This is a genomic window from Saccharopolyspora antiqui (assembly GCF_052246905.1).
GTDB lineage: Bacteria > Actinomycetota > Actinomycetes > Mycobacteriales > Pseudonocardiaceae > Saccharopolyspora.
In genome coordinates, this window is the sequence record NZ_JBQQBO010000013.1 from 1 (window position 1) to 24755 (window position 24755).

The 24755-nt window shown below is 68.5% G+C and carries 23 protein-coding genes and 1 tRNA gene; 9 read left to right on the top strand and 15 right to left on the bottom strand.

Features of this window, described 5'->3' with window-relative positions; all coding sequences use genetic code 11:
• Positions 1–96 precede the first annotated feature (96 nt).
• A complete protein-coding gene (locus ACTWQN_RS20610; protein ID WP_443205157.1) occupies positions 97–1275 on the top strand; it encodes an NAD(P)/FAD-dependent oxidoreductase in 1179 nt (392 codons plus the stop codon).
• A 226-nt stretch (positions 1276–1501) separates the two neighbouring features.
• Positions 1502–2752 (top strand): DUF2637 domain-containing protein, encoded by a 1251-nt coding sequence (locus tag ACTWQN_RS20615; protein WP_443205158.1) that lies wholly within the window; start codon positions 1502–1504, stop codon positions 2750–2752.
• 136 nt (positions 2753–2888) lie between these two features.
• Here the strand turns inward: ACTWQN_RS20615 and ACTWQN_RS20620 are convergent, their stop codons facing one another.
• Positions 2889–3797 (bottom strand): LysR family transcriptional regulator, encoded by a 909-nt coding sequence (locus ACTWQN_RS20620; protein ID WP_443205159.1) that lies wholly within the window; start codon positions 3795–3797, stop codon positions 2889–2891.
• 120 nt (positions 3798–3917) lie between these two features.
• Here ACTWQN_RS20620 and ACTWQN_RS20625 point away from each other — a divergent pair, with 120 nt between their 5' ends.
• On the top strand, positions 3918–5324 hold the full coding sequence (locus tag ACTWQN_RS20625) for an MFS transporter (protein WP_443205160.1): 1407 nt from the start codon (positions 3918–3920) through the stop codon (positions 5322–5324).
• Positions 5325–5341: 17 nt separating this feature from the next.
• Positions 5342–5842: a pyridoxamine 5'-phosphate oxidase family protein gene (locus ACTWQN_RS20630; protein ID WP_443205161.1), complete on the top strand. Its 501-nt coding sequence runs from the start codon at positions 5342–5344 to the stop codon at positions 5840–5842.
• Between the two features lie 254 nt (positions 5843–6096).
• Here the strand turns inward: ACTWQN_RS20630 and ACTWQN_RS20635 are convergent, their stop codons facing one another.
• On the bottom strand, positions 6097–6789 hold the full coding sequence (locus ACTWQN_RS20635) for an SRPBCC family protein (protein WP_443205162.1): 693 nt from the start codon (positions 6787–6789) through the stop codon (positions 6097–6099).
• Positions 6779–7384 carry an ArsR/SmtB family transcription factor gene (locus tag ACTWQN_RS20640; RefSeq protein WP_443205163.1) on the bottom strand — a complete coding sequence of 202 codons (606 nt, stop codon included), beginning with the start codon at positions 7382–7384 and terminating at the stop codon, positions 6779–6781. The genes ACTWQN_RS20635 and ACTWQN_RS20640 overlap by 11 nt, the downstream gene beginning before the upstream one ends.
• A 666-nt stretch (positions 7385–8050) precedes the next feature.
• Here ACTWQN_RS20640 and ACTWQN_RS20645 point away from each other — a divergent pair.
• Together ACTWQN_RS20645 and ACTWQN_RS20650 are read left to right on the top strand one after the other, a co-directional pair.
• A complete protein-coding gene (locus ACTWQN_RS20645; protein WP_443205164.1) occupies positions 8051–8398 on the top strand; it encodes a hypothetical protein in 348 nt (115 codons plus the stop codon).
• Positions 8399–8604: 206 nt separating this feature from the next.
• The gene (locus tag ACTWQN_RS20650) at positions 8605–9039 is read left to right on the top strand and encodes a tyrosine-type recombinase/integrase (protein ID WP_443205165.1); all 435 of its coding nucleotides are present in this window, start codon (positions 8605–8607) and stop codon (positions 9037–9039) included.
• 10 nt (positions 9040–9049) lie between these two features.
• Here the strand turns inward: ACTWQN_RS20650 and ACTWQN_RS20655 are convergent.
• Positions 9050–9123 (bottom strand) — tRNA-Thr (locus tag ACTWQN_RS20655).
• A 316-nt stretch (positions 9124–9439) separates the two neighbouring features.
• Between ACTWQN_RS20655 and ACTWQN_RS20660 the strand changes: the two genes are divergently transcribed.
• Together ACTWQN_RS20660 and ACTWQN_RS20665 are read left to right on the top strand one after the other, a co-directional pair.
• A complete protein-coding gene (locus ACTWQN_RS20660; RefSeq protein WP_443205166.1) occupies positions 9440–10621 on the top strand; it encodes a hypothetical protein in 1182 nt (393 codons plus the stop codon).
• 207 nt (positions 10622–10828) lie between these two features.
• Positions 10829–11020 carry a globin family protein gene (locus ACTWQN_RS20665; RefSeq protein ID WP_443205167.1) on the top strand — a complete coding sequence of 64 codons (192 nt, stop codon included), beginning with the start codon at positions 10829–10831 and terminating at the stop codon, positions 11018–11020.
• Positions 11021–11315: 295 nt separating this feature from the next.
• Here ACTWQN_RS20665 and ACTWQN_RS20670 read toward each other — a convergent pair whose 3' ends face one another.
• The 7 genes from ACTWQN_RS20670 to ACTWQN_RS20700 all read right to left on the bottom strand — a co-directional run bounded on the left by ACTWQN_RS20670 (position 11316) and on the right by ACTWQN_RS20700 (position 19832).
• Complete coding sequence (locus tag ACTWQN_RS20670) at positions 11316–12539, bottom strand: DNA polymerase III subunit delta' (protein WP_443205168.1); 1224 nt, start codon at positions 12537–12539, stop codon at positions 11316–11318.
• A gap of 64 nt (positions 12540–12603) precedes the next feature.
• Positions 12604–12939, bottom strand: coding sequence for a hypothetical protein (locus ACTWQN_RS20675; protein ID WP_443205169.1), 336 nt, complete (start codon positions 12937–12939; stop codon positions 12604–12606).
• 63 nt (positions 12940–13002) lie between these two features.
• Positions 13003–15768 carry a type I DNA topoisomerase gene (gene topA / locus ACTWQN_RS20680; RefSeq protein ID WP_443205170.1) on the bottom strand — a complete coding sequence of 922 codons (2766 nt, stop codon included), beginning with the start codon at positions 15766–15768 and terminating at the stop codon, positions 13003–13005.
• Between the two features lie 213 nt (positions 15769–15981).
• Positions 15982–16575: a hypothetical protein gene (locus ACTWQN_RS20685; protein WP_443205171.1), complete on the bottom strand. Its 594-nt coding sequence runs from the start codon at positions 16573–16575 to the stop codon at positions 15982–15984.
• Between the two features lies 1 nt (position 16576).
• Positions 16577–16699, bottom strand: a complete 123-nt coding sequence (locus tag ACTWQN_RS20690) for a hypothetical protein (protein WP_443205172.1) — start codon at positions 16697–16699, stop codon at positions 16577–16579.
• A 13-nt stretch (positions 16700–16712) separates the two neighbouring features.
• Entirely contained in the window at positions 16713–17282 is a 570-nt protein-coding gene (locus tag ACTWQN_RS20695; protein ID WP_443205173.1) for a hypothetical protein, read from the bottom strand.
• A 174-nt stretch (positions 17283–17456) separates the two neighbouring features.
• A complete protein-coding gene (locus ACTWQN_RS20700) occupies positions 17457–19832 on the bottom strand; it encodes a sodium-translocating pyrophosphatase (protein WP_443205174.1) in 2376 nt (791 codons plus the stop codon).
• Positions 19833–20269: 437 nt separating this feature from the next.
• Here ACTWQN_RS20700 and sftH point away from each other — a divergent pair, with 437 nt between their 5' ends.
• Complete coding sequence (gene sftH / locus ACTWQN_RS20705) at positions 20270–22648, top strand: DEAD/DEAH box helicase (protein WP_443205175.1); 2379 nt, start codon at positions 20270–20272, stop codon at positions 22646–22648.
• A gap of 112 nt (positions 22649–22760) precedes the next feature.
• Here sftH and ACTWQN_RS20710 read toward each other — a convergent pair whose 3' ends face one another.
• From ACTWQN_RS20710 to ACTWQN_RS20725, 4 genes are all read right to left on the bottom strand, one after another.
• Complete coding sequence (locus ACTWQN_RS20710) at positions 22761–23429, bottom strand: bifunctional DNA primase/polymerase (protein WP_443205176.1); 669 nt, start codon at positions 23427–23429, stop codon at positions 22761–22763.
• A 316-nt stretch (positions 23430–23745) separates the two neighbouring features.
• Entirely contained in the window at positions 23746–24093 is a 348-nt protein-coding gene (locus ACTWQN_RS20715; protein WP_443205177.1) for an Rv3654c family TadE-like protein, read from the bottom strand.
• Positions 24090–24482: a TadE family type IV pilus minor pilin gene (locus ACTWQN_RS20720; RefSeq protein ID WP_443205178.1), complete on the bottom strand. Its 393-nt coding sequence runs from the start codon at positions 24480–24482 to the stop codon at positions 24090–24092. The genes ACTWQN_RS20715 and ACTWQN_RS20720 overlap by 4 nt, the downstream gene beginning before the upstream one ends.
• The gene (locus ACTWQN_RS20725) at positions 24482–24691 is read right to left on the bottom strand and encodes a DUF4244 domain-containing protein (RefSeq protein WP_443205179.1); all 210 of its coding nucleotides are present in this window, start codon (positions 24689–24691) and stop codon (positions 24482–24484) included. The genes ACTWQN_RS20720 and ACTWQN_RS20725 overlap by 1 nt, the downstream gene beginning before the upstream one ends.
• Positions 24692–24755 lie beyond the last annotated feature (64 nt).

A 24755-nucleotide genomic window follows, 5' to 3' on the forward strand; every position in this document is an offset into this window, starting at 1 on the left:
CGCCGCTTCCCATGGGGAGCGGGTGCCGGTTTCGCGCGAAATCGCCCGCTCCACCACAGGCTGGAGTTCCGCCACCAGTGTTCTACGTTGGTCGGTATGACTAGGAAGATTGTGGTGATCGGTGCTGGAATCGTCGGATCATCGATTGCGGCGCAGCTTCCCGAGGACGTCTCGGTGACGGTGCTGGACCAGGCGCCGACCGGCCAACTGCGCGGATCGACCGGGCCCGCACCCGGCTTCGTGGGCCTGCTCAACGAAACGCCGGTGATGACCGAACTGGCCCGCGCCAGCGCAGCGCTGTACGACGGTCTCGAATTCGGCGGCGTGCGGGGCTTCGACCGGGCCGGTGGTGTGGAAGTCGCCAGCACTCCGGAAGGCTTGGCCAAGTTGGAAGAACGTGCGGAGCTAGCGGCATCCGCCGGACTTCCGCACCGGTTGCTCGACGCAGCCGAGACGGTCGCGCTCGCACCGGAGCTGATCGACCCGGCCCAGTGCCGCCGCGGCCTGCACTTCACCGACGACGGCACGGCCCGCGCCGGGATCATCACCGCAGCGCTGCGGGAGCGCGGCAACGCCCGGTTCGTCGACAACGCGGCGGTGGTCGGCATCGAACTGCGAGGCAACCGCGTGTCGTCGGTGCGAACCGCTGCGGAATCGTTCCCGGCGGACGATGTCGTGCTGGCGACCGGAATCTGGGGCCCAGCGCTGGCTTCGCTGGTCGATCAGCGGCTCCCGCTGACGCCCGTCGCCCATCCCTACGCGTACGGGCCGAAACACGGGAAATCCAGTGCACCGACCCCGTTCGTGCGCTGGCCCGAACACCACGTCTACGCGCGCGACCACGGTGATCGCCTCGGCCTCGGCAGCTACGACCACGCCCCGCAGCCGATCGCGCCCGACCAGCTCGGCTGGAACGCGGAGCGGCCGTGGCCCGGCGAACTGTTCGACGACGCGGTGCGGCGAGCGATGGAACTGCTGCCCGCGTCGCACCGCTTCCCGATCGCCGAGCGGCTCAACGGTGTGTTCGCCATGACGCCCGACAACCTGCCGCTGCTCGGCGCTTTCCCGGACATCACCGGGCTGTGGTCGGCGGCGGCGATCTGGGTGACGCACGCCGGAGGCGCGGCACGAGGCCTGGTCGAGCTGATTTGCGACCAGCGGTCGACCTTCCCCGATCTCGACCGGCTGCGCCCCGACCGCTTCGCCGACCAGGACCCGACAGAGCTCGAAACCAGCGCCCTGCGCCTGTACCGAGACATCTACGCCAGCCTGTGATGCGGCCCGCGTCGCGGAGCCTTTCCCCGCACCGGATTCGTGTCGGTGATCGGCCGGTCGGACTCCACCTTCGGCCGGTCGCCGCGCACCGCGATACCCACGTTCGGACGAGTCCGGCCTGCATCGTCACCGAATCCGAACGAACTCCCGATACGCGTGACCCTTTCGAGTGACACACGTCTAAGATCGGCGGGTCCCACGAAGACCCGGCTGCTTAGGACCGACGTTGAGTGATCAACCGAAGAACACGAAACCCGGCCACGGTCTCTGGTTGTCCCGTGCCGCACTAGGCTTCGTCGCCCTCGCGGCGGTGATGGGCTGGGGCGCCAGTTTCGTCGGCCTGCACGCCTACGGCCAGGACCAGATGGTCGGCTTCAGCTACTGGACGGCATGGCTGATCCCAGCGACATTCGACGGCGCGGCCTTCGGCGCCACGCTGATCACCTACCGTGCCTCGATCCACGGCCGCAGCGCGCTCCGCGGCCGTCTGCTGATGTGGACCTTCACCGCGATCTCGTCGTGGATCAACTGGATCCACCAGCTGACCCCGGAAGCCCGGGTCGTGGCCGCCGGACTGCCGGTCGCCGCAGTCGCGGTGTTCGACGTCGTGCTGGCCGAACTGCGCGCCGACTACGAAGAGCGGCACGGCAAGCGCCGCCTCCGGCTCCGGCCAGGACTCCTGCTGCTGCGGTGGCTGGTGGACCGCGGCGGCACCGCCGGAGCGTTCCGCCGCCAGGTCACCGACATCCCGGTGTCCGAGATCGCTGGTCTCGGCCCGAACGCCCACGACCAAGTCGGATCGGACAGACCAGCCCTGGCATCGAGGGCGCCGGAACCACCGCCGTCCGGACACCAGCGCATCCCCATCGTCCAGCAGCCGCACCAAGTCCCTCCGGCACCGCAGGCAGTGCCCGCGCCGGTCGGCGCCGCACCACAGCGCTCCCCCGAACCGCCAGTCCCGGCCGAGCCCTCGCGCGCCCAGCCCCAGCGGTCCGAATCGAAACCTGAAGCTCCGACCGAAGCCCATCCGCGCGCCGTGGCCGAAGACGAACCGGAAGCCCCTGTTGTGCCCCCAGTTCGACCCGAGACCAACGGCCACTCGCAAACCCTGGCCGAACCCGAGAACGACGACACCGCAGACCAGGACCGCGACGACGACACCGAGCCGGAGACCGCAGCCGCGCCCGTGGTTGCCAGCAGCGACACCGCGAAGCCGGACCCCAACGAAGTCGATCCGTCGGAGCAAACCCAAACCCTGCCGCCGGTACCGGCTGAACCCCTGACGGACGAGAACAAGCGCACCTTCGCCCGCCGCGACTACCGCCTGTCCCTGGAGATCGGTGAACCCATCACCGGCGCCCAACTGGGCGAACGCTACGGCTTCTCGGAACGCTGGGGCCGCCGTCAGATCGCGGCAGTCCGAGTCGAGATGGAACACGACGAAGCCCCGAACCGCGAGCTGGTCTCGGTCGACTGACGATCAACACCGGACGCTGCGGGCGATCGCCAGTTGCGTCAGGTAGCGCTTGCGTCCGCCTCGCGTGCCCGGATGCCGCAGAGTCACGCGGCGTCCGGGCACGCATCGGAAGCGCGTGCGGGTTGAACATCAAAGCTCAATCGCGGACACCCAGAGCCATCTTCCGCACCATGTCAGTGGCGGTCCGGGCAAATGCCTTGATCGCGCTGGTGTTGTCGCCGACCCGCCACACCAGGCCGTAGCCCACCGGGTCTGAGTCCGCGAGCGGGACGTAAGCCACTCCTGGCCGTGCGTAGTACGTCGCAGTGTGCGCCGCCGTCAGCAAGGCTCCCTTGCCGCCCGCGACGAGCATGAGCGCTTCCTGCATGTTGGTGACCGCGGGCCCGCGGCCGATCGGTCTGCCCCCGGGCGTGTGCGTCGGGACGTGGTGTTCCAACCAGTAGTTCGGCAACTCCCCATCGATGGTCAGCAACCGTACGCTGGCCAGGTCCTCGACCGACACCGCATCGCGTTTCGACAACGGATGACCGGAGGCAATCGCCAGGGTGCGTGTTTCCGTCAGCAGGGTGGGCCCCTCGCCGAGGTCTTCCTCGCGCACTGGCAATTCCGTCAATTGAACGTCGAATTCCCCCTTTCGGAGTTGCCCGTACGGGTTCGACAGCGGTACTTCGCAGATCTCCACGGCCAGCCCCCGGTGAGCAGCGCGCAGCGCCTCGGCCGCCTTCAGCACGATCTCCCCGGCCAGCGGGTTGGAGAACCCGACGTGCAGCACCCCGTCAATGCCTCGTGCACTCGCAGCGGCCCGCAAAAGGGCGGCTTCGATCGCGCGGTAATGCGGCTCAAGGTCGCCGCGAAGCTGCCGACCGAGGCTGGTTAGGGCGACGCGGCGGCTCGTGCGGACAAAGAGTTGGGCTCCGACGCGGCGTTCCAGACGCTGGATGAGCTGACTCACCCTGGCCCTCGACAACCGCATCCGTTCTGCTGTGCGGCCGAAGTGCAGTTCCTCGGCGAGGGTCAGGAAGCACTCCAACTCGTCGCGTTCCATCCGCATCCTCCCGATCGGTAAGCCTGGTTGAACGAACGTCGAGATCTTCGCCGTTGTTCCCCCGCCCGCCTTGATCGATCGTGGTGATACCAAGTTTTCCAACAACAGCAAGGAATTCAGATGCGTGCGCGTGACTGGGGAGTGCTGTTTGCCCTGTGCGGGGCGATCTTCCTGGAAGGTATCGACGTGGCCATGCTCAACGTGGCCCTTCCCGCCATCCGGGCCGATCTGGGCATGTCCACCGGCGAACTGCAGTGGGTCATGAGCGCCTACGTCCTCGGCTACGGCGGTTTCATGCTGGTGGGCGGCCGGGCCGCCGACCTCTTCGGACGGCGTCAGGTGTTCATCTTCTGGCTCACCGTCTTCCTGCTCTTCTCCGGCCTGGGTGGGTTCGCGACCGAAGGCTGGACGCTGATCGTCGCCCGGTTCATCACCGGCGTTGCCGCCGCCTTCATGACCCCTGCCGGGCTGTCCATCATCACCACGACCTTCGATGAGGGTCCGCAGCGCAACAAGGCGCTGCTCATCTACTCCGGCACGGCAGCGGGTGGCTTCTCGATCGGCCTGGTCGTCGGCGGCTTGCTCACCTCCGTCGACTGGCGATGGGTCTTCTTCGCACCGGTTGTGCTGTCCTTCCTCATTCTGGTCGCCACGCTCGCACTGGTGCCCAAATCGCCGCGGCCCGAACGGACCGGCCAGCGCATCGACCTGGCCGGTGGCGTCACCATCACCGCCGCTATCGTGCTGCTCATCCTCGGTGTCGAGCGCGCCACGCACGCCAACATCGGCTGGACACTGGGCACGTTCGCCGCGGGGTTGGCCTTCCTTGCCGCCTTTATCGCCATCGAACGGCGATCCACGATGCCGCTCGTTCGGCTGGGCATCTTCCGCACCGGGTCAGTGGTCCGCGCCAACGTCACCGGGGTGCTCTTCGCCGCCGGGTTCTTCGGTTTCCAGTTCCTTGTGGTGCTGTACCTGCAGGAACTACGCGGCTGGTCGACGTTGCAGACCAGCTTCGCGATGATCGTCATCGGCATCGATGCCGTTCTCTCGCCCACCCTCACCCCCAAGCTGGTCAACCGATTCGGCAACGCTCGGGTGATCTTCGGCGGACTGCTGCTCGCCGCGCTGGCATACGCGCTGTTCCTGCCGGTCGGCGCGGACTGGACATACCCGATGATGTTCCCCAGCCTGATCATGCTCGGTCTCGCTTTTGCGCTGGTGTACGGCCCGCTCACCATCGTCGCCACCGACGGGATCGCCGAGGCCGACCAAGGCTTGGCCGGTGGTCTCCTCTACACGTCGTTCCAGTTCGGTGCCGCACTCGGCCTTTCCACCGTCACAGCTGTCAACATCGCTGCCACCGACTCGGGAACTCCGGCCGCGATGCTCGACGGCTACCACGCCGCCCTCGTCGTTCCGCTCACTGCGGCCCTGATCGCCACCCTCGTCAGTGCATTCGGGCTGCGACCCCGCAAGAGCCCGGCAATCACATCCGACGACACCAAGATCCCCGCCACGCACTGACCGCAAAGGAGCCCGTCATGGCCACCAGAGTCAGCACCTTCTCGGCTCTTGAGGACACCTTCTTCAGCTACATCCGCGACATCAAGTACGCCACGATGATCACCGTCGACCGGCAGTACCGCCCTCGGGCCAGGGTGCTGCTCCCCGTCTGGGAAACCGTCAACGGACGACCGGTCGGCTGGCTCGCCGCCTACAAGACCCCCGTCAAAACGGCTCACCTTTCCAACAATCCGCACACCACGTACTCGTACTGGAGCCCTCGCCAAAACGCCGTCTTCGTCGACAGCACCTCAACCTGGGCCGAGGACGAAGAGTCCAAGCTCCACGCCTGGGACGTGTACGTCAAAGGCGGTCCGCCGGGCGTAGGTTACGACCCGATCCGCTACTGGCGCGGCGGGCCCGGAGACCCCGAGTACGGCGTGATCCGCATCTCCCCTTGGCGAGTCCAACTCGTCCGGGGATCTGATCTGCACAGCACGATCTGGCGGCTCGACACAGCATCCGCCACGACCAGCTGAACCAGGCTGTTCGGATCCTTCGCAGTTCAATCGGGGTGACCGCACTCGGGTTGTTCCGAGCGCGGTCACCCCGCTGGAGCTGGGCCGCCCGCCTTCCGAGGTCGACCTCGCGAAACGCGCTTGCCCGAGCACACCTGGGCACACCGCCGGGTACCGCACGCTATGGCGACTCCATACCCAGCGCTACCACGTCCACGAACTGCCCTCGAACGTCAGCAACGTGGTCAGCCCCTGCGGTGTGCCCTCGGTCGTGCCTACTCTCCCTGGTCGATGGCAGCAAGCCAGTGCCGCCAGGACTCGGCGCGCCGCTGCGGATCGGCGAGTGCGCCGTAGTGGTGGTCGCTCACCGCGATCGGCAGACCGATCGCGGAACGTTCGTGGAATCGGATGAGCTCATCCGAGGTGCGCAGCCCGATGAACTTCTCGGTGAGGTAGTCCACCTCGCCGAGGATCCGCGGTCCGCCAGGAAGGTCGATCGTCACCGGCCCGCCGAGCCGGACCGGTGCGAGCAGCTGCCGCAGCCGGTCCCAGCCGCCGACCGCAGGCGCCTCTGCCTCCGCATAGGAGGCTGGACGACCGCGGAAGTGCCGCAGGTACTGGGCGAGCGTGAACAGGTACATGTCCCATCCGCTGCTGGTCGTGCCCTCGTACTCGTCGCTCCAGTCGTCGCCGAGGACGCCACTGTGGACGAACCGGAGCACGCTCGTCCCACCGTCCCTGCCTTCGATCAGGTACTCGAAGGCGTTCGTGGACCCGTCCTCGGCCGCCGGGGTGCGGATGGCCAGCTTGCGCGGCGGGTCCCACTCGGCGACCTCGGAGCCCTCCGGGTCGATCTCCATCGGCATGAACCACGCCGCCAGGCCGGGACCGGTGGCGATGGCCTGCCAGACCTCCTCCGGCGATGCGGGCAGCTCGATTTCCTTGGGCAGCTCGAACTCACGCGCCATCTCGGCCCTCCTCCACTGGACTCATCGAAGGGTGCAACCCCACCACGATCCGGTGCCTGCGGCCCCTGGCGGCGCCCTCATCGTGGTACTTCGCCACCAGGCCCGCGACCGCGTCGGAGAGCTCCTGGGCGAACGCGGCCCGTTCCGCCGCGCCAGCGAAACGGATCTCCCCGTCGATGGCGAAGGTGGCCACCCGTTTGCCCGCCTTGGCTCCGGCGCCGATCAACGCGCCGACGTCCTGCACCAGGCGGGCGGCCACCGCCAGCAGCCATTGGGCGGAGAGCCGGTCCGGCGAGCGGGACGGATCCGGCGCCACCGGACCGCAGGCCGACGGCGAGATCACGTAAGCCCCGGCGGTCGCGCGCATCACGCGCTCGGTCATGTTGCCCTTGCGCCGCTCCTCGACCAGCTCGATGAGACCGTGCTTCTCCAGGCCTCGCAGATAGTAGTTGACCTTCTGCCTGCTCAGACCGAGCTCGGCGGCCAGCGACGACGCCGAGCCAGGTTCGGCGAGCTCGTGCAACAGCCGCGCCCGCACCGGTTCCAGCGTCACCGCAGCCGCGGACGGCTCGTGGATAACCGCAACATCTAACATGCGGACGAGCATGGTCTTGACAAAAAATTTTGTCAAGACAACATTGATTGTCGAACAGGCCACCTGCCCCCGTCCGGCGAGCAGCGTGCCGAGCACGTCCCCGGCCGCGGTGAGCTGCGCGGCCGCGGGCACCGCTACGCGGCGCAGCTACGGCCGAAGCTAGTGCCGCGCGCCTGCTTCAAGTTCCGGCGGGCCGAGGAGATCCGAGCAACGGGTCCCCAAGATCGAACCGCCCGCCCACCATCGCGTTGACGCGGGCCTCGGCGCTGTCCTTCGCCGAGGTCCTCGTCCTGGCCTGGGCTTGAACGGACAACGCTGCACGCGCGGGGGAAAGCGCGAAGAAGTGATCTACAGCAGGATGATCAGGTTCCGTTCAGAGAAACACGATCAGGAAGGGCTTCATCCAATGAACTGGGGGCATATTGCCACCTTCAATGCCACTGAACGACCTCGATCTTCACTAGTCGACGTCACGCCCTCACCTCTTGTTCCCGATAGTTGGATTGCGGGGTAGTCATGCGCAGAACTCGTGTCGTTGTTTTGTCTCTTCTTGTACTCATGGGGGGAATTCCACTAACTAGCCAGGCGTCAGCGGCTGCACCCGTAGAAGCGTGCCGAAACATCTACGGTGACGAGTACGGCCGGTGGCTCACCGTGCGGTGGCCCTTGCCCGACGAGAGCATTTCTCACATCACCTGGCAGGGGAAGTTTGATCGCGAAGGAAACCCCTTGGCGACCGAACCGAAGGCCGAGAAAGTCGGATCGAATCACTTCGCAATCGAGGTCGAGTGGCACCACAAGAAAGAGGAACATAACAAGGTCACCTACGAGGGCATCGCCAATAACTGCTTCGTCGACGAGTATTTCGGATACTGCGAGGCAGAAGCGGAGATCGCCGTGACAGCGAGGCTAACTAAAGATAATGAGGTGGTGTACTCGGAAGAGGTGACGACGACCAACCACGGCTGGTTCAACACATGGGGCGGATACTATGAGGATCGAGTCGGAGGGTAAGGCTGTCCCCGCGATCGTGAAGAATTAGCGGTGCCGTGCGCGTCAGGATGGTCACACGGCACATTGGGCCAATGCGCTGGTATGCCTGTCGCGAGAGGCCCACAAAGCCCGGAATCTCTCACAGCGGGCATACTCAACGAAGAACCAGAGTCTTACGGCACTAGAACCACCTTCGATCTGGTCGGCGTCGCAGGGAAGTGTCCGTTGTGGACGCGGTGCTGGGGTGTAGGAGTAGCGCGGCTCCCGTAATCGGCACAGACTGCTGTGCCCTGGGCAGCAGCGCGAAGCCCATCCTTCTCGCGGTCTCCGCCAGAATCGCCCGCGACGACTTGCGGCACACCTACGCGTCGTGGATCTTGCAGGACGGGGTGCCAATCGAGGCGCTGTCGAAGCTCCTCGGCCACGCCTCCGTCACGACCACCGAGCGGTACTCGCACCTCGCCGACACCCAGTGGGACGCGGTGCGCGCGGCGCTCGACGGCAAGCCGAAGACGGCCGTGCAACCACAGGCCGAAACCTCTACCGAATCACCGAACGAGCAGTCTGGTGAAAAATTTGCTCCATATCTGCTCCATGCGGGCCAAAAAGAAGCGGGAGCCAAGATCATCGATCTCAGCTCCCGCCGCAGGTCAGCAGGGTAGAACCTACCGGAGCCGCCTGAGGGAATCGAACCCTCGACCTACGCATTACGAGTGCGTCGCTCTGTCCGACTGAGCTAAGGCGGCAGTGCGTGGTCAAGTGTAGCTGGCTGGTTCTTGGGTTTCGTCCGCACCCCTGCTGGTCTGTTGCGTGCGGCGGGCTTGGTCGTCACCGCTGGGCTGCTGGTTCGTTGGATCTGCCGTGACCCTTGTCACTTGGTGTTTCGTGGCCGGGAGGGTGTCGGATGCGAGTAGTTCGCCGCTTCAGCGCGTGCGCCGTCGTGTCGTTGGCCGTCGTCGGGGGTGTCGCTGCCCGCGGCGTACGCCCAGAGCGCACCGCCGACGACTCCCCGTTCCCGGCCCGGAACGGCCTGGTCAGCCGCCTGCTTCGGAGCCGTCCTCGGTGCCTGGTCCGGTCGTGGCCGATGCGGGCACCATGATCGGGATCGTGCGCGTGCTGCCGAACACCGTGCCGACCGACACGATCCTCGACGATCCCGAATTCGAGGCGCAGTTGCCGAAGCAGTCGGTGGCCGAGATGGGGCGGGCCGTCGCGCAGGCGAACTCCACGGCGTTCTTCGCGCATGAACGCGCGGTCGCCGAAGCCTCCCCGGTCGGGGTGGCGATGTTCGGCAAAGTGCCGCAGATGCCGGTGGGGTTGGCGCAAACCGCGTTGCCGGATCGCGCCGAGCCGACCAGCGGGAGCATGCAGCCGCCAGCTTCTCCGGCCGATCAGCTGGTCGAACTCAGCGGGCTGGACGGCAGCGTGCACACACGCTGGGACGAGCAGGCCGGGCCGTGCGTGTCGCCGATCGCCGATGCGCGGTACTCGATGGGCAGTGCGTCGGTGGTGAACGCACTGCCGGGCGGTGTGCTCGCCGCCGGTGGCTCGGGCTCGCTGTTGCACGTGCCGGACGTCGTCGATGCGCATTCCAACGTGCAATTGGTTCCCGTCGCCGGGCAGGTCGGCAGGGCCGTCCAGTCGAGCTCGACGATTCAGGTGTCCAGCGTTCGGTTGTTCGCCGGTACCGCGCGGGAGATACGGGTCGACGTGGTTGGTGCGCCTCGGCTCGTCGGCACCGCCACCGGCGAGCCGTCAACGTCTACTGTGGACTACCAGGCTCCGGTGCTGCGGGTGTCGCGGGGCGGCGACGAGCTCGGGGTGCTCGACGCCGCGCACCCGAGCCTGGACCTGCCGCTGCCGTGGCTCGACCAGCGGGCCTTCGACGGTGGTGTGTTGCGGATCAGTGCCGGTGAACTTCGGCAGCAGGTCGTCGGAGCCGAAGTTCGCGCGGCGGCACGGCTTTTCGACCTCCAGGTGCATCGCGGCCACCCGCTGGGCACGCCGACTTCGCTGGTGCAGATCACCTTCGGCGAGCAGATCGTTCGCGCCAGCGCACCCGAAGGCGGCGTGAACTGCGGCGACCCGACGGCGACTCCGGTGGCGACCGGCCCAGCCGAGCACCAGGCGCGAATCGAGCCCCTGGCATCGACCAGCAACACGATCCCCTGGTTTTACAGCGGCACGGCGTTGCTGCTCCTGGGCGCGATGCTCATCGCGGTGCTCGCTCGCCGCACCCGATGACGCCGCGCGGGCCGCAGTTCTGGTGCCCGTCTTGCGTGGTGCCCGTCTTTGCCTGGTGAGAGTGGCGATTTCGCACGAAACCGGCCGAGTCCCGCACAGCCGACCCGAGGACCAGTTCGCGCGCGAGATCGGCAGCACACCCGCCGCGATCTCGGAAAACACCTGGGCCGGGCGATCACCGAGGCCCAGCGCCGCAGGTGGGTCGCGTTGCTCCTCGACACCGCCGACGAGGTGGGTCTCCCGGACGACCCGGAGTTCCGCTCGGCGTTCGCGGCCTACCTGGAATGGGGCAGCCGGATGGCGCTGATCTTTTCGCGACCGGACGTCCGCCCGAACCTCGACGAGCCGATGCCCCGCTGGGGCTGGGGCGAAGTCCGGCCCTGGCAGCCCGCGGAGTGATCGGCGACCCACTGGCGGAACGTGCTGGGGTGCCGGTGGCGGCGTCACCGGTGACCGGCGCTGTGTCGAGGAGGACGTCGACGAACGAGCTCAGGAATCGTCTGAGCACCTGCTGCTCGGCTGCGCCCCGCAGTACTTCCCGCCATCGGATCGGGCAGCCGAGCACCTCCCCGATGATCAGCACCACAGGGTGGTTCTTCCGAGGTGAAGGGCACCTTTGACCGACTATGCCGGTCAAAGGTGCCCTTCACCCCGCCACTTCCGGTGCCACTTTCGGGCGAATGTTGCTGCGGGGTCAGCCGGTGTAGAGGGTGGCGAGCATGGCTTCTACCGCGATGATCGGTTTGACGTTCTGGGTCAGGGCCTGGCGGCATTCCAGGACCGCGTCCAGGCGGCGCAAGGCCGATTCCGACGTCCACTCCGCCGCCGCTTTGGACACCGCGCTCGCGCAGTCCGGGTGGTTCAGCGGGGCGTCCGAACTCGCACGCGTCACCAGCACGTCCCGGTAGAAGCCCGCGAGATCGACCAGGGCCAGGTCGAGCGCGTCGCGCTGGGAACGGGTGGCGCGGGATTTCTGGCGCTTCTCCAGCTCTTTCAGCGCCGCGTTCGCACCTCGGGTGGCCGCGGCCGTGCCCTTGCCGGTACCGCCCGCACCCATCGCCGTCTTCAGCTCTTCTCGTTCGGCCTCGTTGCGGTCCTCGTTCGCGGTGACCGCTTCGGTCTCCGCCAGCTTCACCAGCGCGGTGGCCGCCGTGAACACATCCGAGAACCGGCGCAGCCCCAACGGAATGCGCAACACCGACTCGCGCCGCTCCCGAGACTCCTCGTCGGTCGCCAGCCGCCGCGCCCGGCCGATGTGGCCGCCGCACACCGATGCCGCCCACTGCGCGAGCTCGGCGCCAACGCCGTCGCGCTCCTGCAACACCTCGGCGATCGCCCCCGACAACGGCGTGCGCAACTGCACCACGCGGCACCGGGAACGGATCGTGACGGACACGTCCTCCGGGTGGTCCGACGGCGCGCACAACAGGAACACGGTGCGCGGCGGCGGCTCCTCCACCGCCTTGAGCAGCGCGTTCGCCGCGCCTTCGGTGAGCCGGTCGGAGTCCTCGATAAGCACCACTCGCCACTGACCGGTGGTCGGCCGGCGGGCTGCGGCCTGCACCAGCGCCCGCATCTCCGCGACCGAGATCGACAGGCCCTCCGGCACCACCAGACGCACGTCGGCGTGGGTGCCGTGCAGCACCGTCCGGCACGCCGCGCAGTGCCCGCAGCCCGGCGATTCGGCGTCCGTGCACTCCAGAGCCGCGGCGAAGGCCCTGGCCGCGATCGACCGGCCCGAACCCGGCGGCCCGGTGAACAGCCAGGCGTGCGTCATCGCACCCGGCGGGACCGGCTCGCCGAGCACCTGGAGGCGGGCGGCGCGCACCGCCGTGAACAGCGTCCGCACCGCGTCAGGCTGCCCGACGACCTCCGCCCACACCCCGGTCTTCGGCTGCTCCGGAGCGTCGGTCTGCATCACGTCGCCTCCAGTACTTCGCGGGACACCAAGACTGTACGGGGCGACACCGACCGGCCTGCGATCAACCGAAGTACAGCTCAAGCACCCTGCGCAGCACCGCGAACGCCACGGCCGCGCCGACGACCAGCACGATCAGCAAACCGACGATCGACCCGGCCGTCCGCCGCGGCCTCTCGTGCGGCGGTACCAGGCGAGGCGTCTGCAGGCTCCGCTCCGCTGCCGAAACCCGGCGGGCCCGCACCGGCCTGCGGACGTCCGCCGCCCTGCGCCGCGGCACCCAGCGCGGCGGCACGGTCCGCTGCTGCGGGACCGCGAACGAACCGGACAGGACGTCCCGATGGAGCGGCATGGGCGGTAACGGCTGCGTGCCGTCCAAGCCGTGCAAGGCATCTCGCATGTCCGCCTCCTGAGGCTTCCGATATTCGGAAAGTCTCCGCCTCGGATCGGCGGAACACCAGGATCAAGCGGACTTCGAAGACGAACTGGCCTTCTTCTTCGCCGTCGTGGGCTTCCTGGCGGCCGGCTTCTTCTTCGCCGGGGCCTTGGCCCGCCGTTCCGCGAGCAGCTCCACCGCCCGATCCATGGTCAGCGACTCCACGTCATCGCCCTTGCGCAGCGACGCGTTGGTCTCGCCGTCGGTGACGTACGGCCCGAACCGACCGTCCTTGATCACCAGCGGCTTGCCGGTGTCCGGCTCCTCGCCGAGCTCGCGCAGCGGCGCCGCGGCGGCCCGCCGCCCGCGCTGCTTGGGCTGCGCGTAGATCTTGAGCGCCTCGTCCAAGGTGATCGAGAAGATCTGGTCCTCGGCCTCCAGCGACCGCGAGTCGGTGCCCTTCTTCAGGTACGGGCCGTAGCGGCCGTTCTGCGCGGTGATCTCGGTGCCCGACTCCGGATCGGTGCCCACCACGCGCGGCAACGAGAGCAGCTTGAGCGCGTCGTCGAGGGCCACGGTGTCCAGCGACATGTGCTTGAACAGGCTGCCGGTGCGTGGCTTGCCCTTGCTGCCCTCGGGCAGGATCTCCGTGACGTACGGACCGAACCGGCCTTCCTTGGCGACGATCTCGTTGCCAGATTCCGGATCCGTGCCCAGGCTGCGGCCCTCCATCGGAGTGGCGAACAGCTTCTCCGCGATCTCCACCGTGAGCTCGTCCGGTGGCAGGTCGTCCGGCAGGTTCGCGCGCTGCGACGAGTTGTCCTCCAGCGTCCGCTCCAGGTACGGGCCGTAGCGGCCGACCCGCACGTAGACGGTGCGGTCCGCGTCGTCGGTGAACATCGGGATCGAGTTGATCTCCCGCGGGTCGATCTCCTCGACACCGGAACCGACCAGCTTCTTCAGCCCACCGGCGCGGCCGATCGAGTCCTCCGGGCCGATGTCGCCGCCGAAGTAGAACCCGGACAGCCACCTGGTGCGCTGCTGGCGCCCCTCGGCGATGCGGTCCAGCTCGTCCTCCAGCGCGGCGGTGAAGTCGTAGTCCACCAGTCGCCCGAAGTGCTTCTCCATCAGACCGACCACGGCGAAGGCGATCCACGACGGGACCAGTGCGGAGCCCTTCTTCCACACGTAGCCGCGCTCCTGCACGGTGCTGATGATCGACGCGTAGGTCGACGGGCGGCCGATGCCCAGCTCTTCCAGCGTCTTGACCAGGCTGGCCTCGGTGAAGCGCGGCGGCGGGTTGGTGGTGTGCCCGTCCGGCGACAGCTCCGGCGCGGTGATCGGCTGGTCCTGCACCAGCTGCGGCAGCCGCGACTCGGCGTCGTCGGCGACCCCACCGGCCTCCGAGTCCACCGCCTCGACGTAGGCCTTGAGGAAACCGGCGAAGGTGATCGTGCGGCCGGAGGCGGCGAAGGTGCACTCCTCGCCGCTGGTGGCGGTGCCGGTGATGCGCACCGAGAGCGTGGTGCCCTTCGCGTCGGCCATCTGCGAGGCGATGGTCCGCTGCCAGATCAGCTCGTAGAGCTTGAAGCCGTCGACGTCGTTGCGCAGCTCGGCCGCGACCTCGCCGGGGGTGCGGAAGCTCTCGCCCGCCGGGCGGATCGCCTCGTGCGCCTCCTGGGCGTTCTTGACCTTGCGGTTGTACTGGCGCGGCTGCGGCGGCACGTACTGCTCGCCGTAGAGGTCCCTGGCCTGGTTGCGCGCCGCGGTGATCGCCGTCTCCGACAGCGTCGTCGAGTCGGTACGCATGTAGGTGATGTAGCCGTTCTCGTACAACCGCTGCGCCGTGCGCATCGTCCGGTCGGCGGAGAACCGCAGCTTGCGGCTGGCTTCCTGCTGGAGCGTGGAGGTCATGAACGGCGCGTACGGCTTCCGCGTGTACGGCTTCTCCTCGACGCTGGAGACGTGCAGCCGCGCGTCGGTGAGCGCGGTGGCGAGGGCACGGGCCTCGGGCTCGGTGAGCACCCGCGTGTCGGCGCTCTTGAGCTGCCCGTCCGGACCGAAGTCGCGTCCGGAGGCCAGCTTCGCGCCGTCCACCGTCACCAGGCGCGCCCCGAAGCGGCGCGGCGAGGCATCCGCACCGGCGTCCATCGTCGCGGAGATGTCCCAGTACTCGGCCGGGACGAACCTGATCCGCTCGCGTTCCCGTTCGACCACGATCCGGGTCGCCACCGACTGCACGCGGCCCGCCGACAGCTTCGGCATGACCTTCTTCCACAGCACCGGGCTGACCTCGTAGCCGTACAACCGGTCCAGGATGCGGCGGGTCTCCTGGGCGTCCACCAGGTCGTGGTCCAGGTCGCGCGGGTTGGCGGCGGCCGCCTGGATCGCCGACTCGGTGATCTCGTGGAACACCATCCGGCGCACCGGCACCTTCGGCTTCAGCGTCTCCATCAGGTGCCAGGCGATCGCCTCGCCCTCGCGGTCACCGTCCGTGGCGAGGTAGAGCTCGTCAACCTGCTTCAGCGCGTCCTTCAACTCCGTGACGGTCGACTTCTTGTCCGAGGTCACCAGGTACAGCGGCTCGAAGTCGTTGTCGACGTCGACGCCCAACCGGGCCCACGCCTGCCCCTTGTACTTCTCCGGCACGTCCTTGGCGTTCTTCGGCAGGTCCCGGATGTGCCCGCGAGAAGACTCGACGATGAAGTTCGAGCCCAGGTAGGAGGCGATCTTCTTGGCCTTCGCAGGCGACTCGACGATCACCAAGCGCCGACCCGCGGAGCCATCCCCGTTGGGGGACCCCGAAGCCCGGCCGGTACCGCCGGCCTTCTTCGTCCGTGTCGACCCAGCCACGCTTACCTGCTCTCTTCTCCCGGAGGCATCCGTTGCGCCCGGTTGCTACTCGACAAGTTCCCCAGTGTGCCCCCAACACGGTCGGTTGTGCCGGGCCGGGAACGCACAGGGTTGCATATAACACGCCGATACTCGTCAACGTCTTCTTGTACGAACGTATCGGGTTACCTTCGTGTTCCAGCGCGTGACCTGGCGTGATGTGCGTCAAGCAGGTCAGGACACCAAAGGCCACGTTCGCTCGATAGCACCATCGGGAATCGGGCCGACCAGCTCGGCGAGTCGGGCGAGTCGACGGCGACCGGTGACGCGCAGGGCCGGACCACCGGCTCGCGGTCCGACCGGCTTGGCCGGAAGGCCGCAGCTCAGCAGCGCCGCGGTGAGCGGCTGGTGCGTGTCCGGGGCGTGCGGGTCGAGCCCGAGGCGGTAGCCGGTGGGCTCGGCGCTGCCAGCGGTCAGCGCCCAGATCCGCAGGGCGGCGCCGTCCGGGACGAAGTCCGGGGGAACCGATTTCACGGCGCCGCGCAGCCATTGCGCGGCGAGGCCGGTGAGGTCGGCGCGGAAGGCGGTGCGGATCAGCGGGCGGCCTTCGTCGGAGCGGCTGAGTTCGGCTTCCACACCGCGTTCGGCGCACGCCTTGACCAGGGAGCGGGCCCGCCATTCGGCGTCGACCACCACGGACAACCGGGCCGCGGTGCCGCGACCGAAGCCGACCGCCTGCCCGGGTCCGCACAGCATCCCCGCGAGGTCGGCGACGTTGGGCTGTCGCGCCTCGGCCGAGTAGAAGGACAGCTGGTCCACGGCCCGCATGCTAGAACAGCAGTTCGACCTTGGCCAGCACATCCACCCAATTGCGCGAGCAGGTGTTGTGGGTCGGCAGCGCCGCCCAGAGCTGCCGACCCGACACCCGGCGAAGCACGCGCCGATTCCGCATTGCGGAAATCAGGTCAGCGGGGTTGTTGTTGCTGGGGTGGGGCGAAGAAGGATTTGCACTCGGGTGCCTGGTGGGCGGCGGCGTTGAGCTCCTCGTTCTGCTCCAGCTTGTCCTGGAGGTTGAGCTGACCGCTCTTCTGCAGCTCCTGCTGCACCGCCGTCATGCCCGCCTGGAACCGCTGCTGGTCCGTCGGGTCGACCTGTTGGGCCTGGCCACCCGCGGTGTGCAGGATGTCGCGGACCTGGGTGAAGCCTTGTTGGAAACCGGTGTTGACCACATCCGCGCCGTCGATCGGCGACGGCCCCAAGCCCTGCAGCCCGCGGACCGTGTCGTCGGCAGCGCGTTCCGCGGCGCCGATTCGTTCGATCACCGTTTTCTTCATCGTGCTCGTGTTCGTCCGGTCCACGCCGGGCAGCTGCTGCTGGGTGGCGGAGAAACCACTGACCAGGCCGCACAACCGGCCCACCCACGCGACCCCGTCCGGGCTCGGGGCGGCGGCCTGCGGCGGCGGTGCCGCAGCGCATCCGGTGAGCGCCAAGGGGATGGCGGCTAACGCCGCGATGGACGTCGAACGGATCTTCATGCGCACTCCTCGCATTGATCGGAGTTGCTTTCGCCGTGCCGCCGGAGACTGTGCCGCATCGCCCGCCGGTCACCGGAAGCCGGGGTCGACCATCCGGGGAAACCCCAGCGCAGCAGCAGGGCGCCACCCCGAAGCCGGGGAGGCGCCCTGCTGGCCGGTGCGACGGGTGCGACGTCAGGTCGCGCCGTTGACCGCCTTGTCATCAGAAGGGGATGACTCCGCGATCGCCGTGGAGCGCCGCTTGGAGATCACGACCGCACCGATGATCACCGCGACCGCGACGACCGCGATGGAGATTCGCACGGCCGGGGACGCGGCATCGCCGACGGTGAAGGTGACCACTGCCGGTGCGATCAGCAGCGACACCAGGTTCATCACCTTCAGCAGCGGGTTGATCGCCGGGCCAGCGGTGTCCTTGAACGGGTCGCCGACGGTGTCACCGATGATCGTGGCGGCGTGCGCCTCGGAGCCCTTGCCGCCGTGGTAGCCGTCCTCCACCAACTTCTTCGCGTTGTCCCAGGCACCGCCGGAGTTGGCCAGGAAGATGGCCATCAGGGTGCCGGAGGCGATGGCACCGGCGAGGTAACCGGCCAACGGGCCGACGCCCAGACCGAAACCGACCGCGATGGGCGCCAGCACCGCGAGCAGACCCGGCGTGGCCAGCTCGCGCAGCGAGTCGCGGGTGCAGATGTCGACGACCCGGCCGTACTCCGGACGCTCGGAGCCGTCCATGATCCCCGGCTTCTCCCGGAACTGCCGCCGCACCTCGTAGACCACTGCCCCGGCCGCGCGGGACACCGCGTTGATCGCCAGCCCCGAGAACAGGAACACCACGGCAATACCGATGATCACGCCCACCAGCACGTTCGGCGCGTAGACGAAGAACTCGGAGGTGCTGAGCTGGCCGGCCACATCGGCCAGCGCCTTGGTGATCGCGTCCGTGTAGGACCCGAACAGCGCGGTCGCGGCGAGCACCGCCGTGGCGATCGCGATGCCCTTGGTGATCGCCTTGGTGGTGTTGCCGACGGCGTCCAACTCGGTGAGGATCTTGGCGCCTTCGCCCTCGACATCGCCGGACATCTCCGCGATGCCCTGGGCGTTGTCACTGACCGGCCCGAAGGTGTCCATCGCGACGATCACGCCGACGGTGGTCAGCAGACCGCAGCCGGCCAGCGCGATGGCGAACAGCGCCACCGGCAGCGAGCCGGACAGCAGGAACGCGCCGAACACCGCAGCACCGATGATCAGCGCGGTGTAGACGGCGGACTCGAAGCCCACCGACAGACCGGAGAGGATCACGGTGGCCGCGCCGGTCAACGACGACTTGCCGACGTCGCGCACCGGGCGGTGCTCGGTGGCGGTGAAGTAGCCGGTGAGCTTGAGGATGACCACCGCGAGCAGGATGCCGATGATCACCGCGACCAGCGCGATCAGCGCCGGGCTGCCGCCGGTGGCGCGGATGTCCTCGGAGACGCCGGTGAGCTCACCGAAGGTGCTGGGCAGGTACAGCATCGCGGCGATCGCGCAGAGCACCGCCGAGATGCCAGCCGAGATGTAGAACGACCGGTTGATCGCGGTCAGCGCGTTCTCCCCGGTGCGGGCCTTGGTGATGTAGACGCCGACGACCGCGGTCAGCACGCCGATCGCGGGCACGATCAGCGGGAACAGCAGCCCGTGCAGGCCGAACGCGGCGGTGCCCAGGATCAGCGAGGCGACCAGGGTCACCGCGTACGACTCGAACAGGTCGGCCGCCATCCCGGCGCAGTCGCCGACGTTGTCACCGACGTTGTCGGCGATCGTGGCGGCGTTGCGCGGGTCGTCCTCCGGGATGTTCTGCTCGACCTTGCCGACCAGGTCGGCGCCCACGTCGGCGGCCTTGGTGAAGATGCCGCCGCCGACTCGCATGAACATCGCCAGCAGCGCGGCACCGAAACCGAAGCCCTCCAGCACGCGTGGTGCGCCCCCGGCGTAGACCAGGACGACCAGCGCGGCACCGAACAGGCCGAGACCGACGGTGGTCATGCCGACCACGCCACCGGTGCGGAACGCGACGCGCATTGCCTTCTCGCGCCCCTCACCGGCCTCGCGGGCGGCCGCCGCGACGCGGACGTTGGCGCGGGTGGACAGCCACATTCCGAGGTAGCCGATGGTGGCCGAGAACGCGGCGCCGAACAGGAAGAAGATCGATCGGCCGATCTGTTCACCGGTGGTTTCCGCGGGCAGCGCGAACAGCAGCAGGAACACGACCACCGCGAAGATCGCCAGGGTGCGGAACTGCCGGTTCAGGTAGGCCGATGCGCCTTCCTGCACGCCCTTGGCGATGTCCTGCATCTTGGCCGTGCCTTGGCCGGCGGACAGCACCTCCTTGATGAGTACGTAGCCGAAGGCGAGGGCGGCCAGCGCGATCACCATGACTACGCCGACCACGGCGTAGTCGGCGCCGCCGAGTTCGATACCGGTGACTTGTTGGGCGAGGTCCATCCGGGTTTGCGAGCTCGGTGGTGCAGCGCCCTGGGCCCAGCTGTGCTGGACCGGGGTGAGCAGGGACATCCGTCCTCCTGGGTTGTGCTCGGTTCAGTACCGGAGCCCCGCTCAACCGGGCTCCGATGCGCGGTAGACGGCCTCGCCCGGTACGGCCGGTGAGCTACCGATGGCCGTCCGTGGCGACGTCGTGGATCGGAAGTCTATTCAGGCCCCAAGTGGCTTACTTCACGGTGTGATACGCAACTCGTGCTGACGTGCAGATCTGTTATCGAATAATCGATTCAGAAACGCTCTTGATCGCCCAACTGGACACAACTCGATTTGGCCCAAATGGGTGACATGATGTAGTGCGATCGTCCCGGAAAATCCGGTGGGTTTCCACTGCTCACGACGGCACCGCCGGGAATCGCCGCGACGCCATCCGATCGGGGGATACCGACACGACTGCGGTAACCGGGAAGTCGTGCGCGGGACGCATTCCGCCTTGTGCAAGGCTCGGTCGCGTGCGCGCAGCGGACCAGGACAAGGGGCAGCGGTTGCTGGACCGCGCCGTGGCGGGCATTCCGGTCGCCGAGACACCGGTGCGCCACATCGAGCACCTGCCGACCCGCCCGGCCCGGACCGCTGATTGGCCGAAGTGGGTGCCACCGCAACTGGTGTCGGCGTTGCGCGAGCGAGGCGCGGGCGAGCCCTGGGTGCACCAGGCCGATGGCGCCGAAGCGGTCTGGGCTGGTGAGCACGTGGTGGTCGCGACCGGCACCGCCTCCGGCAAGTCGCTGGTCTACCAGTTGCCGGTGCTGTCCCGACTGCTCGACGACCACCGCGCGACCGCGCTGTACCTCGCCCCCACCAAGGCGCTCGGCGCCGATCAGCTCCGCACCATCGACGAGCTCGGCATGAAGGAGGTGCGCGCGGCGAGCTACGACGGCGACACCCCGCAGGTCGAGCGGGACTGGGTGCGCGCGCACGCCCGGTGGATCTTCACCAACCCGGACATGCTGCATTTCGGCGTGCTGCCCGGCCACGGCAGGTGGGCGCGGTTCTTCCGGCGGCTCAGCTACATCGTGGTCGACGAGTGCCACACCTATCGCGGGGTGTTCGGCTCGCACGTCGCGCTGCTGCTGCGCCGCCTGCGCCGGATCGCCCAGCACTACGGTGCGGATCCGGTCTTCGTGCTCGCCTCGGCAACCGTGTCCGACCCGGCGGCGCTGGCCGCGCGCCTGACCGGCGTCTCGTGCCGCGCCGTCACCGACGACGGCTCGCCGCGCGGGGCGCGGACGATCGCGTTCTGGGAACCGCCGCTGCTGGAGGAGATCATCGGTGAGAACGGCGCCCCGGTGCGCCGGGCGGCCGGTACCGAAGCGGCGCGGATCATGACCGAGCTGGTCATCGAGGACGCTCGGACGCTGGCGTTCATCAGGTCCCGGCGCGGGGTGGAGCTGGCCGCGTTGTCCGCCCAGCGCGCGCTGTCCGATGTGGACGAATCGTTGGCCGCGAAGGTGGCCGCCTACCGCGGCGGATACCTGCCGGAGGACCGCCGGGCGCTGGAACGCGCCCTGCTGGCGGGTGACCTTCGCGCGGTGGCCACCACCAACGCGCTGGAACTGGGCATCGACATCTCCGGGCTCGACGCCGTTGTGGTCGCCGGTTATCCGGGCACCCTCGCGTCGTTCTGGCAGCAGGCCGGGCGTGCTGGCCGGGATGGTGAAGGAGCTCTGGTGGTCTTCGTCGCGCGCGACGATCCACTGGACACCTACCTGGTGCACAACCCGTCCGCCGTGCTGGACCGACCGGTCGAGGCGACCGTGCTCGACCCGACCAACCCGTACGTGCTCGAACCGCACCTGGCCTGCGCCGCCGCCGAACTGCCGCTCGACGAGGACTCCTTCGACAGCTTCGGCGGCGAACCCGCCAGGCGGGCGGTGCAGGCGCTCACCGCGGACGGAGTGCTGCGCAGGCGCCCGCACGGCTGGTTCTGGACCGCTCGGGAACGCCCGCATCGCAACGTCGAGTTGCGCGGCGCCGGCGGGCATCCGATCGCCGTGGTGGAAGGCGAGTCCGGGCGGATGCTCGGCACCGTGGACCCGGATTCCGCCTGTTCGACGGTGCATCCGGGTGCGGTCTACCTGCATCGCGGCGAGTCGTTCGTGGTGGACGAACTCGACCTGGACACCGGGATCGCGCTGGTGCACCTGGAGAATCCGGATTGGACGACCTCACCTCGCAACGTGGTGGACATCTCGGTGCTGCGAACCATCGAGCGCCACGACACCGGCCGCGGCGTCGCAGTGTGCCTCGGCGAGGTGGAGGTCACCTCGCAGGTCGTCGGGTACCTGCGGAAACGGCCGTCCGGCGAGGTGTTGGACCAGGTTGCGCTGGACCTCCCGGCGCAAACCCTGCTGACCCGCGCGGTCTGGTACACCGTCGGCGACGAACTGTTGCTGAGCAGCGCGCCGGGGGGCGCCGGGCTGGATCCGGCGCGCATCCCCGGCGCGCTGCATGCCGCCGAGCACGCGGCGATCGGCTTGCTACCGCTGTTCGCGACCTGTGATCGATGGGACATCGGCGGGGTGTCCACCGCGCTGCATGCCGACACCGGGGAGGCAACGGTGTTCGTGCACGACGGTCATCCGGGAGGGGCCGGATTCGCCGATCGCGGTTTTGCCGCATTGGTCCCATGGCTGGCCGCGACGCGGGAAGCGATCGCTTCCTGCGACTGCCCGGCGGGGTGCCCGTCCTGCGTCCAGTCGCCGAAGTGCGGGAACGGCAACGAGCCGCTGGACAAGGCGGGGGCGGTGGCTGTTCTCGACGCGGTGTCGACCGTGCTCGGGGTAGGAGCCGGCGAATCGGCTGGGCTGCACGACCGTCCACAAGGGAGCTGAGCACGAAGAGCTGGTGCGTGCTCTACGGAAGCGTGTCCGGTCGTGTCGGGGAGCCCGGGGCGCGGATGCCGATCCGTTCAGCGCCAACACGGTCAACACATCCAGCAGGTGGTCATCTGCCTGCTGCGAGGAGTTCCGCCACGTTTTCTGGGCTGTTGTCAACGATGTTGCGACCCGTGCACAGTGCGTCCTGCACGAAGTCCGGGGTGGGCAGTTGCCAGGCGCACACTTCGGGCTTGACCCGCCAGTGCACCGCACCGCGCGGATAGGCCGTCGGTGGCATGGGAACCCAACTTCCTTCGCCGTGCAGCCGGATTCCGGTTTCTTCGGCCAGTTCGGCGAAGAGCTTGCCGCCGCTGGACATCAGGAAGTACCAGCGTCCGTTCGGGGTTGCCACGATGGGCACCGGGAATCCGAGCGCCCGCAACACCGATGCGGCCCGGCGACCGAGGTCGGCGTCGACCTCGATGGCGTCGATCGTGGTTCCGGTAGCGATCAGCAGGCTGTACGGCCGCTCATTCCACCAGGACGTGACTTCGTCCGGGTTGGTGCCGAGCCGGTTCTGCCAGTCGCGGCGCACCGGCATCGGGCCGTTCTCCTGCCGCCCGCGCCGACCGATCCAGTGGCCTGCTTCGGGGTAGGTTCCGGGCAGCACCGGCCAACCACGCGAAGCGAATCCGATTGCCTGCACGCGTAGTTCGATCCGGCTGCTGGTCAGCCCGGCCGGGTGAGCCGGGATGCCGGGGAAGGCGCTCCGCGACCTGTCCACCGACCATTGCATTTGCTCCGCCTCCTTGTTCCACAGTGGGCGCCGGACCGCGGCTCGGGGGGACCTCCGGCATTCGCCTTCGGCAGCCGTCTGGTTCTCGACCTCGTTGTCGTGAACCCTGAGTCTTGCGCTCACACCACTAATCAACGTCATCCGACACGCCCGAGTACACCCCCATTCGACGACCGGTAGCTCAGCCGCGACGAACGCTCTCGACCGGACCACAGGCGCCGAAAGATCACCCTGCCGCGCGGCGCCTGGATGGCCGGTCGAGCGGTCAACACCGAGCCGCGCAACCGCTCGTCGACCGTTCGTCGCGACGGGCCGATCAGTCGCCAGCCGGCCCGGCGCGGGCCCGTGCGCTGGCCTTCTGCCCGCCGAGGACGAACTCCGGCAGATCAACTCGGACCACCACGCGCGCGTCCCAACCGGCCAACCAGCATTCCGCAACCACCGCGCGCATCCCGCTGGCGACCCGGTTCGCCTGCTCGCAGGCCAGTTGCCGCCCTTGCGGGGCATGCGCGGCGGCGGCCAACGCGGCGAGGTCCGCCGCTCCTTCGGCCCGATGGCGGGCGATCGTGGCCGCGCCCAACTGCACGACGATCCACAGCAGGACGAGCAGGGTCATCGAGAGCACCGCGGCAAGTACGGTAGCCGCGCCCCGATCGCCGGTCATCGCTGCACCTGCCGCTGCGCTCCGGGCTCCAGCACGGCCACGGCACGCGCGTGCAGCAGGCGGCCGGGCAGGACGCCACCGGGCAGCGGGGCGCGTACCTCGGTGCTGACCTGATCCCCTTCGACCTGCACCGAAAGCGACGCCCCGGCCGGGGCGAGCCGTACGACCACGTCCTCCGCGCGGGACCGATCACCGCGTGCGACCAGCCGGGCGGCCTCGACGGCCGCGTCCGTGCAGCGGAGATGTCCGATCAGCGCGCCGATGCCGGTCAAGATCAACGCGAACACCGCGATCACCGCGCAGATGCCCAGTGCCGCTTCGACCGTGACCCCGCCGGTGTCACCGGTGGTTCCGGCGCCATGCGACGCCGGAACCACCCGCACGACCATCAGACACCACCACCCTGCAGGCCGCGTTCGATGAGCGCGGTGAGGGCGTCCTTGACCGAATTGCCCGTGACCACGCTGTAGAGCAGCGATGCAAACGCCACCGCGGCCACCGTGCCCATCGCGTACTCGGCCGTGCTCATCCCGCCGTCGCCGTGCAGCAGCGCGCGAAGCCGCCGGGCCGCCGTCCACCGGTTCAGTCGTGCATTCACCTTTGATCAACCTCCTCCAGTGCCCGTCTTTCGATCTCGTCCTCCGAAGCGGAGCAGCGCGAGT

Excerpts from the sequence above, each read along its gene's own strand:
- ACTWQN_RS20610 (WP_443205157.1), top strand. The coding sequence starts at position 97 with ATGACTAGGAAGATTGTGGTGATCGGTGCTGGAATCGTCGGATCATCG.
- ACTWQN_RS20620 (WP_443205159.1), bottom strand. The coding sequence starts at position 3,797 with ATGGAACGCGACGAGTTGGAGTGCTTCCTGACCCTCGCCGAGGAACTG.
- ACTWQN_RS20625 (WP_443205160.1), top strand. The coding sequence starts at position 3,918 with ATGCGTGCGCGTGACTGGGGAGTGCTGTTTGCCCTGTGCGGGGCGATC.
- ACTWQN_RS20630 (WP_443205161.1), top strand. The coding sequence starts at position 5,342 with ATGGCCACCAGAGTCAGCACCTTCTCGGCTCTTGAGGACACCTTCTTC.
- ACTWQN_RS20635 (WP_443205162.1), bottom strand. The coding sequence starts at position 6,789 with ATGGCGCGTGAGTTCGAGCTGCCCAAGGAAATCGAGCTGCCCGCATCG.
- ACTWQN_RS20640 (WP_443205163.1), bottom strand. The coding sequence starts at position 7,384 with ATGTTAGATGTTGCGGTTATCCACGAGCCGTCCGCGGCTGCGGTGACG.
- ACTWQN_RS20670 (WP_443205168.1), bottom strand. The coding sequence starts at position 12,539 with ATGCAGACCGACGCTCCGGAGCAGCCGAAGACCGGGGTGTGGGCGGAG.
- ACTWQN_RS20675 (WP_443205169.1), bottom strand. The coding sequence starts at position 12,939 with ATGCGAGATGCCTTGCACGGCTTGGACGGCACGCAGCCGTTACCGCCC.
- ACTWQN_RS20685 (WP_443205171.1), bottom strand. The coding sequence starts at position 16,575 with ATGCGGGCCGTGGACCAGCTGTCCTTCTACTCGGCCGAGGCGCGACAG.
- ACTWQN_RS20690 (WP_443205172.1), bottom strand. The coding sequence starts at position 16,699 with ATGCGGAATCGGCGCGTGCTTCGCCGGGTGTCGGGTCGGCAGCTCTGG.
- ACTWQN_RS20695 (WP_443205173.1), bottom strand. The coding sequence starts at position 17,282 with ATGAAGATCCGTTCGACGTCCATCGCGGCGTTAGCCGCCATCCCCTTG.
- ACTWQN_RS20700 (WP_443205174.1), bottom strand. The coding sequence starts at position 19,832 with ATGTCCCTGCTCACCCCGGTCCAGCACAGCTGGGCCCAGGGCGCTGCA.
- ACTWQN_RS20710 (WP_443205176.1), bottom strand. The coding sequence starts at position 23,429 with ATGCAATGGTCGGTGGACAGGTCGCGGAGCGCCTTCCCCGGCATCCCG.
- ACTWQN_RS20715 (WP_443205177.1), bottom strand. The coding sequence starts at position 24,093 with ATGACCGGCGATCGGGGCGCGGCTACCGTACTTGCCGCGGTGCTCTCG.
- ACTWQN_RS20720 (WP_443205178.1), bottom strand. The coding sequence starts at position 24,482 with ATGGTCGTGCGGGTGGTTCCGGCGTCGCATGGCGCCGGAACCACCGGT.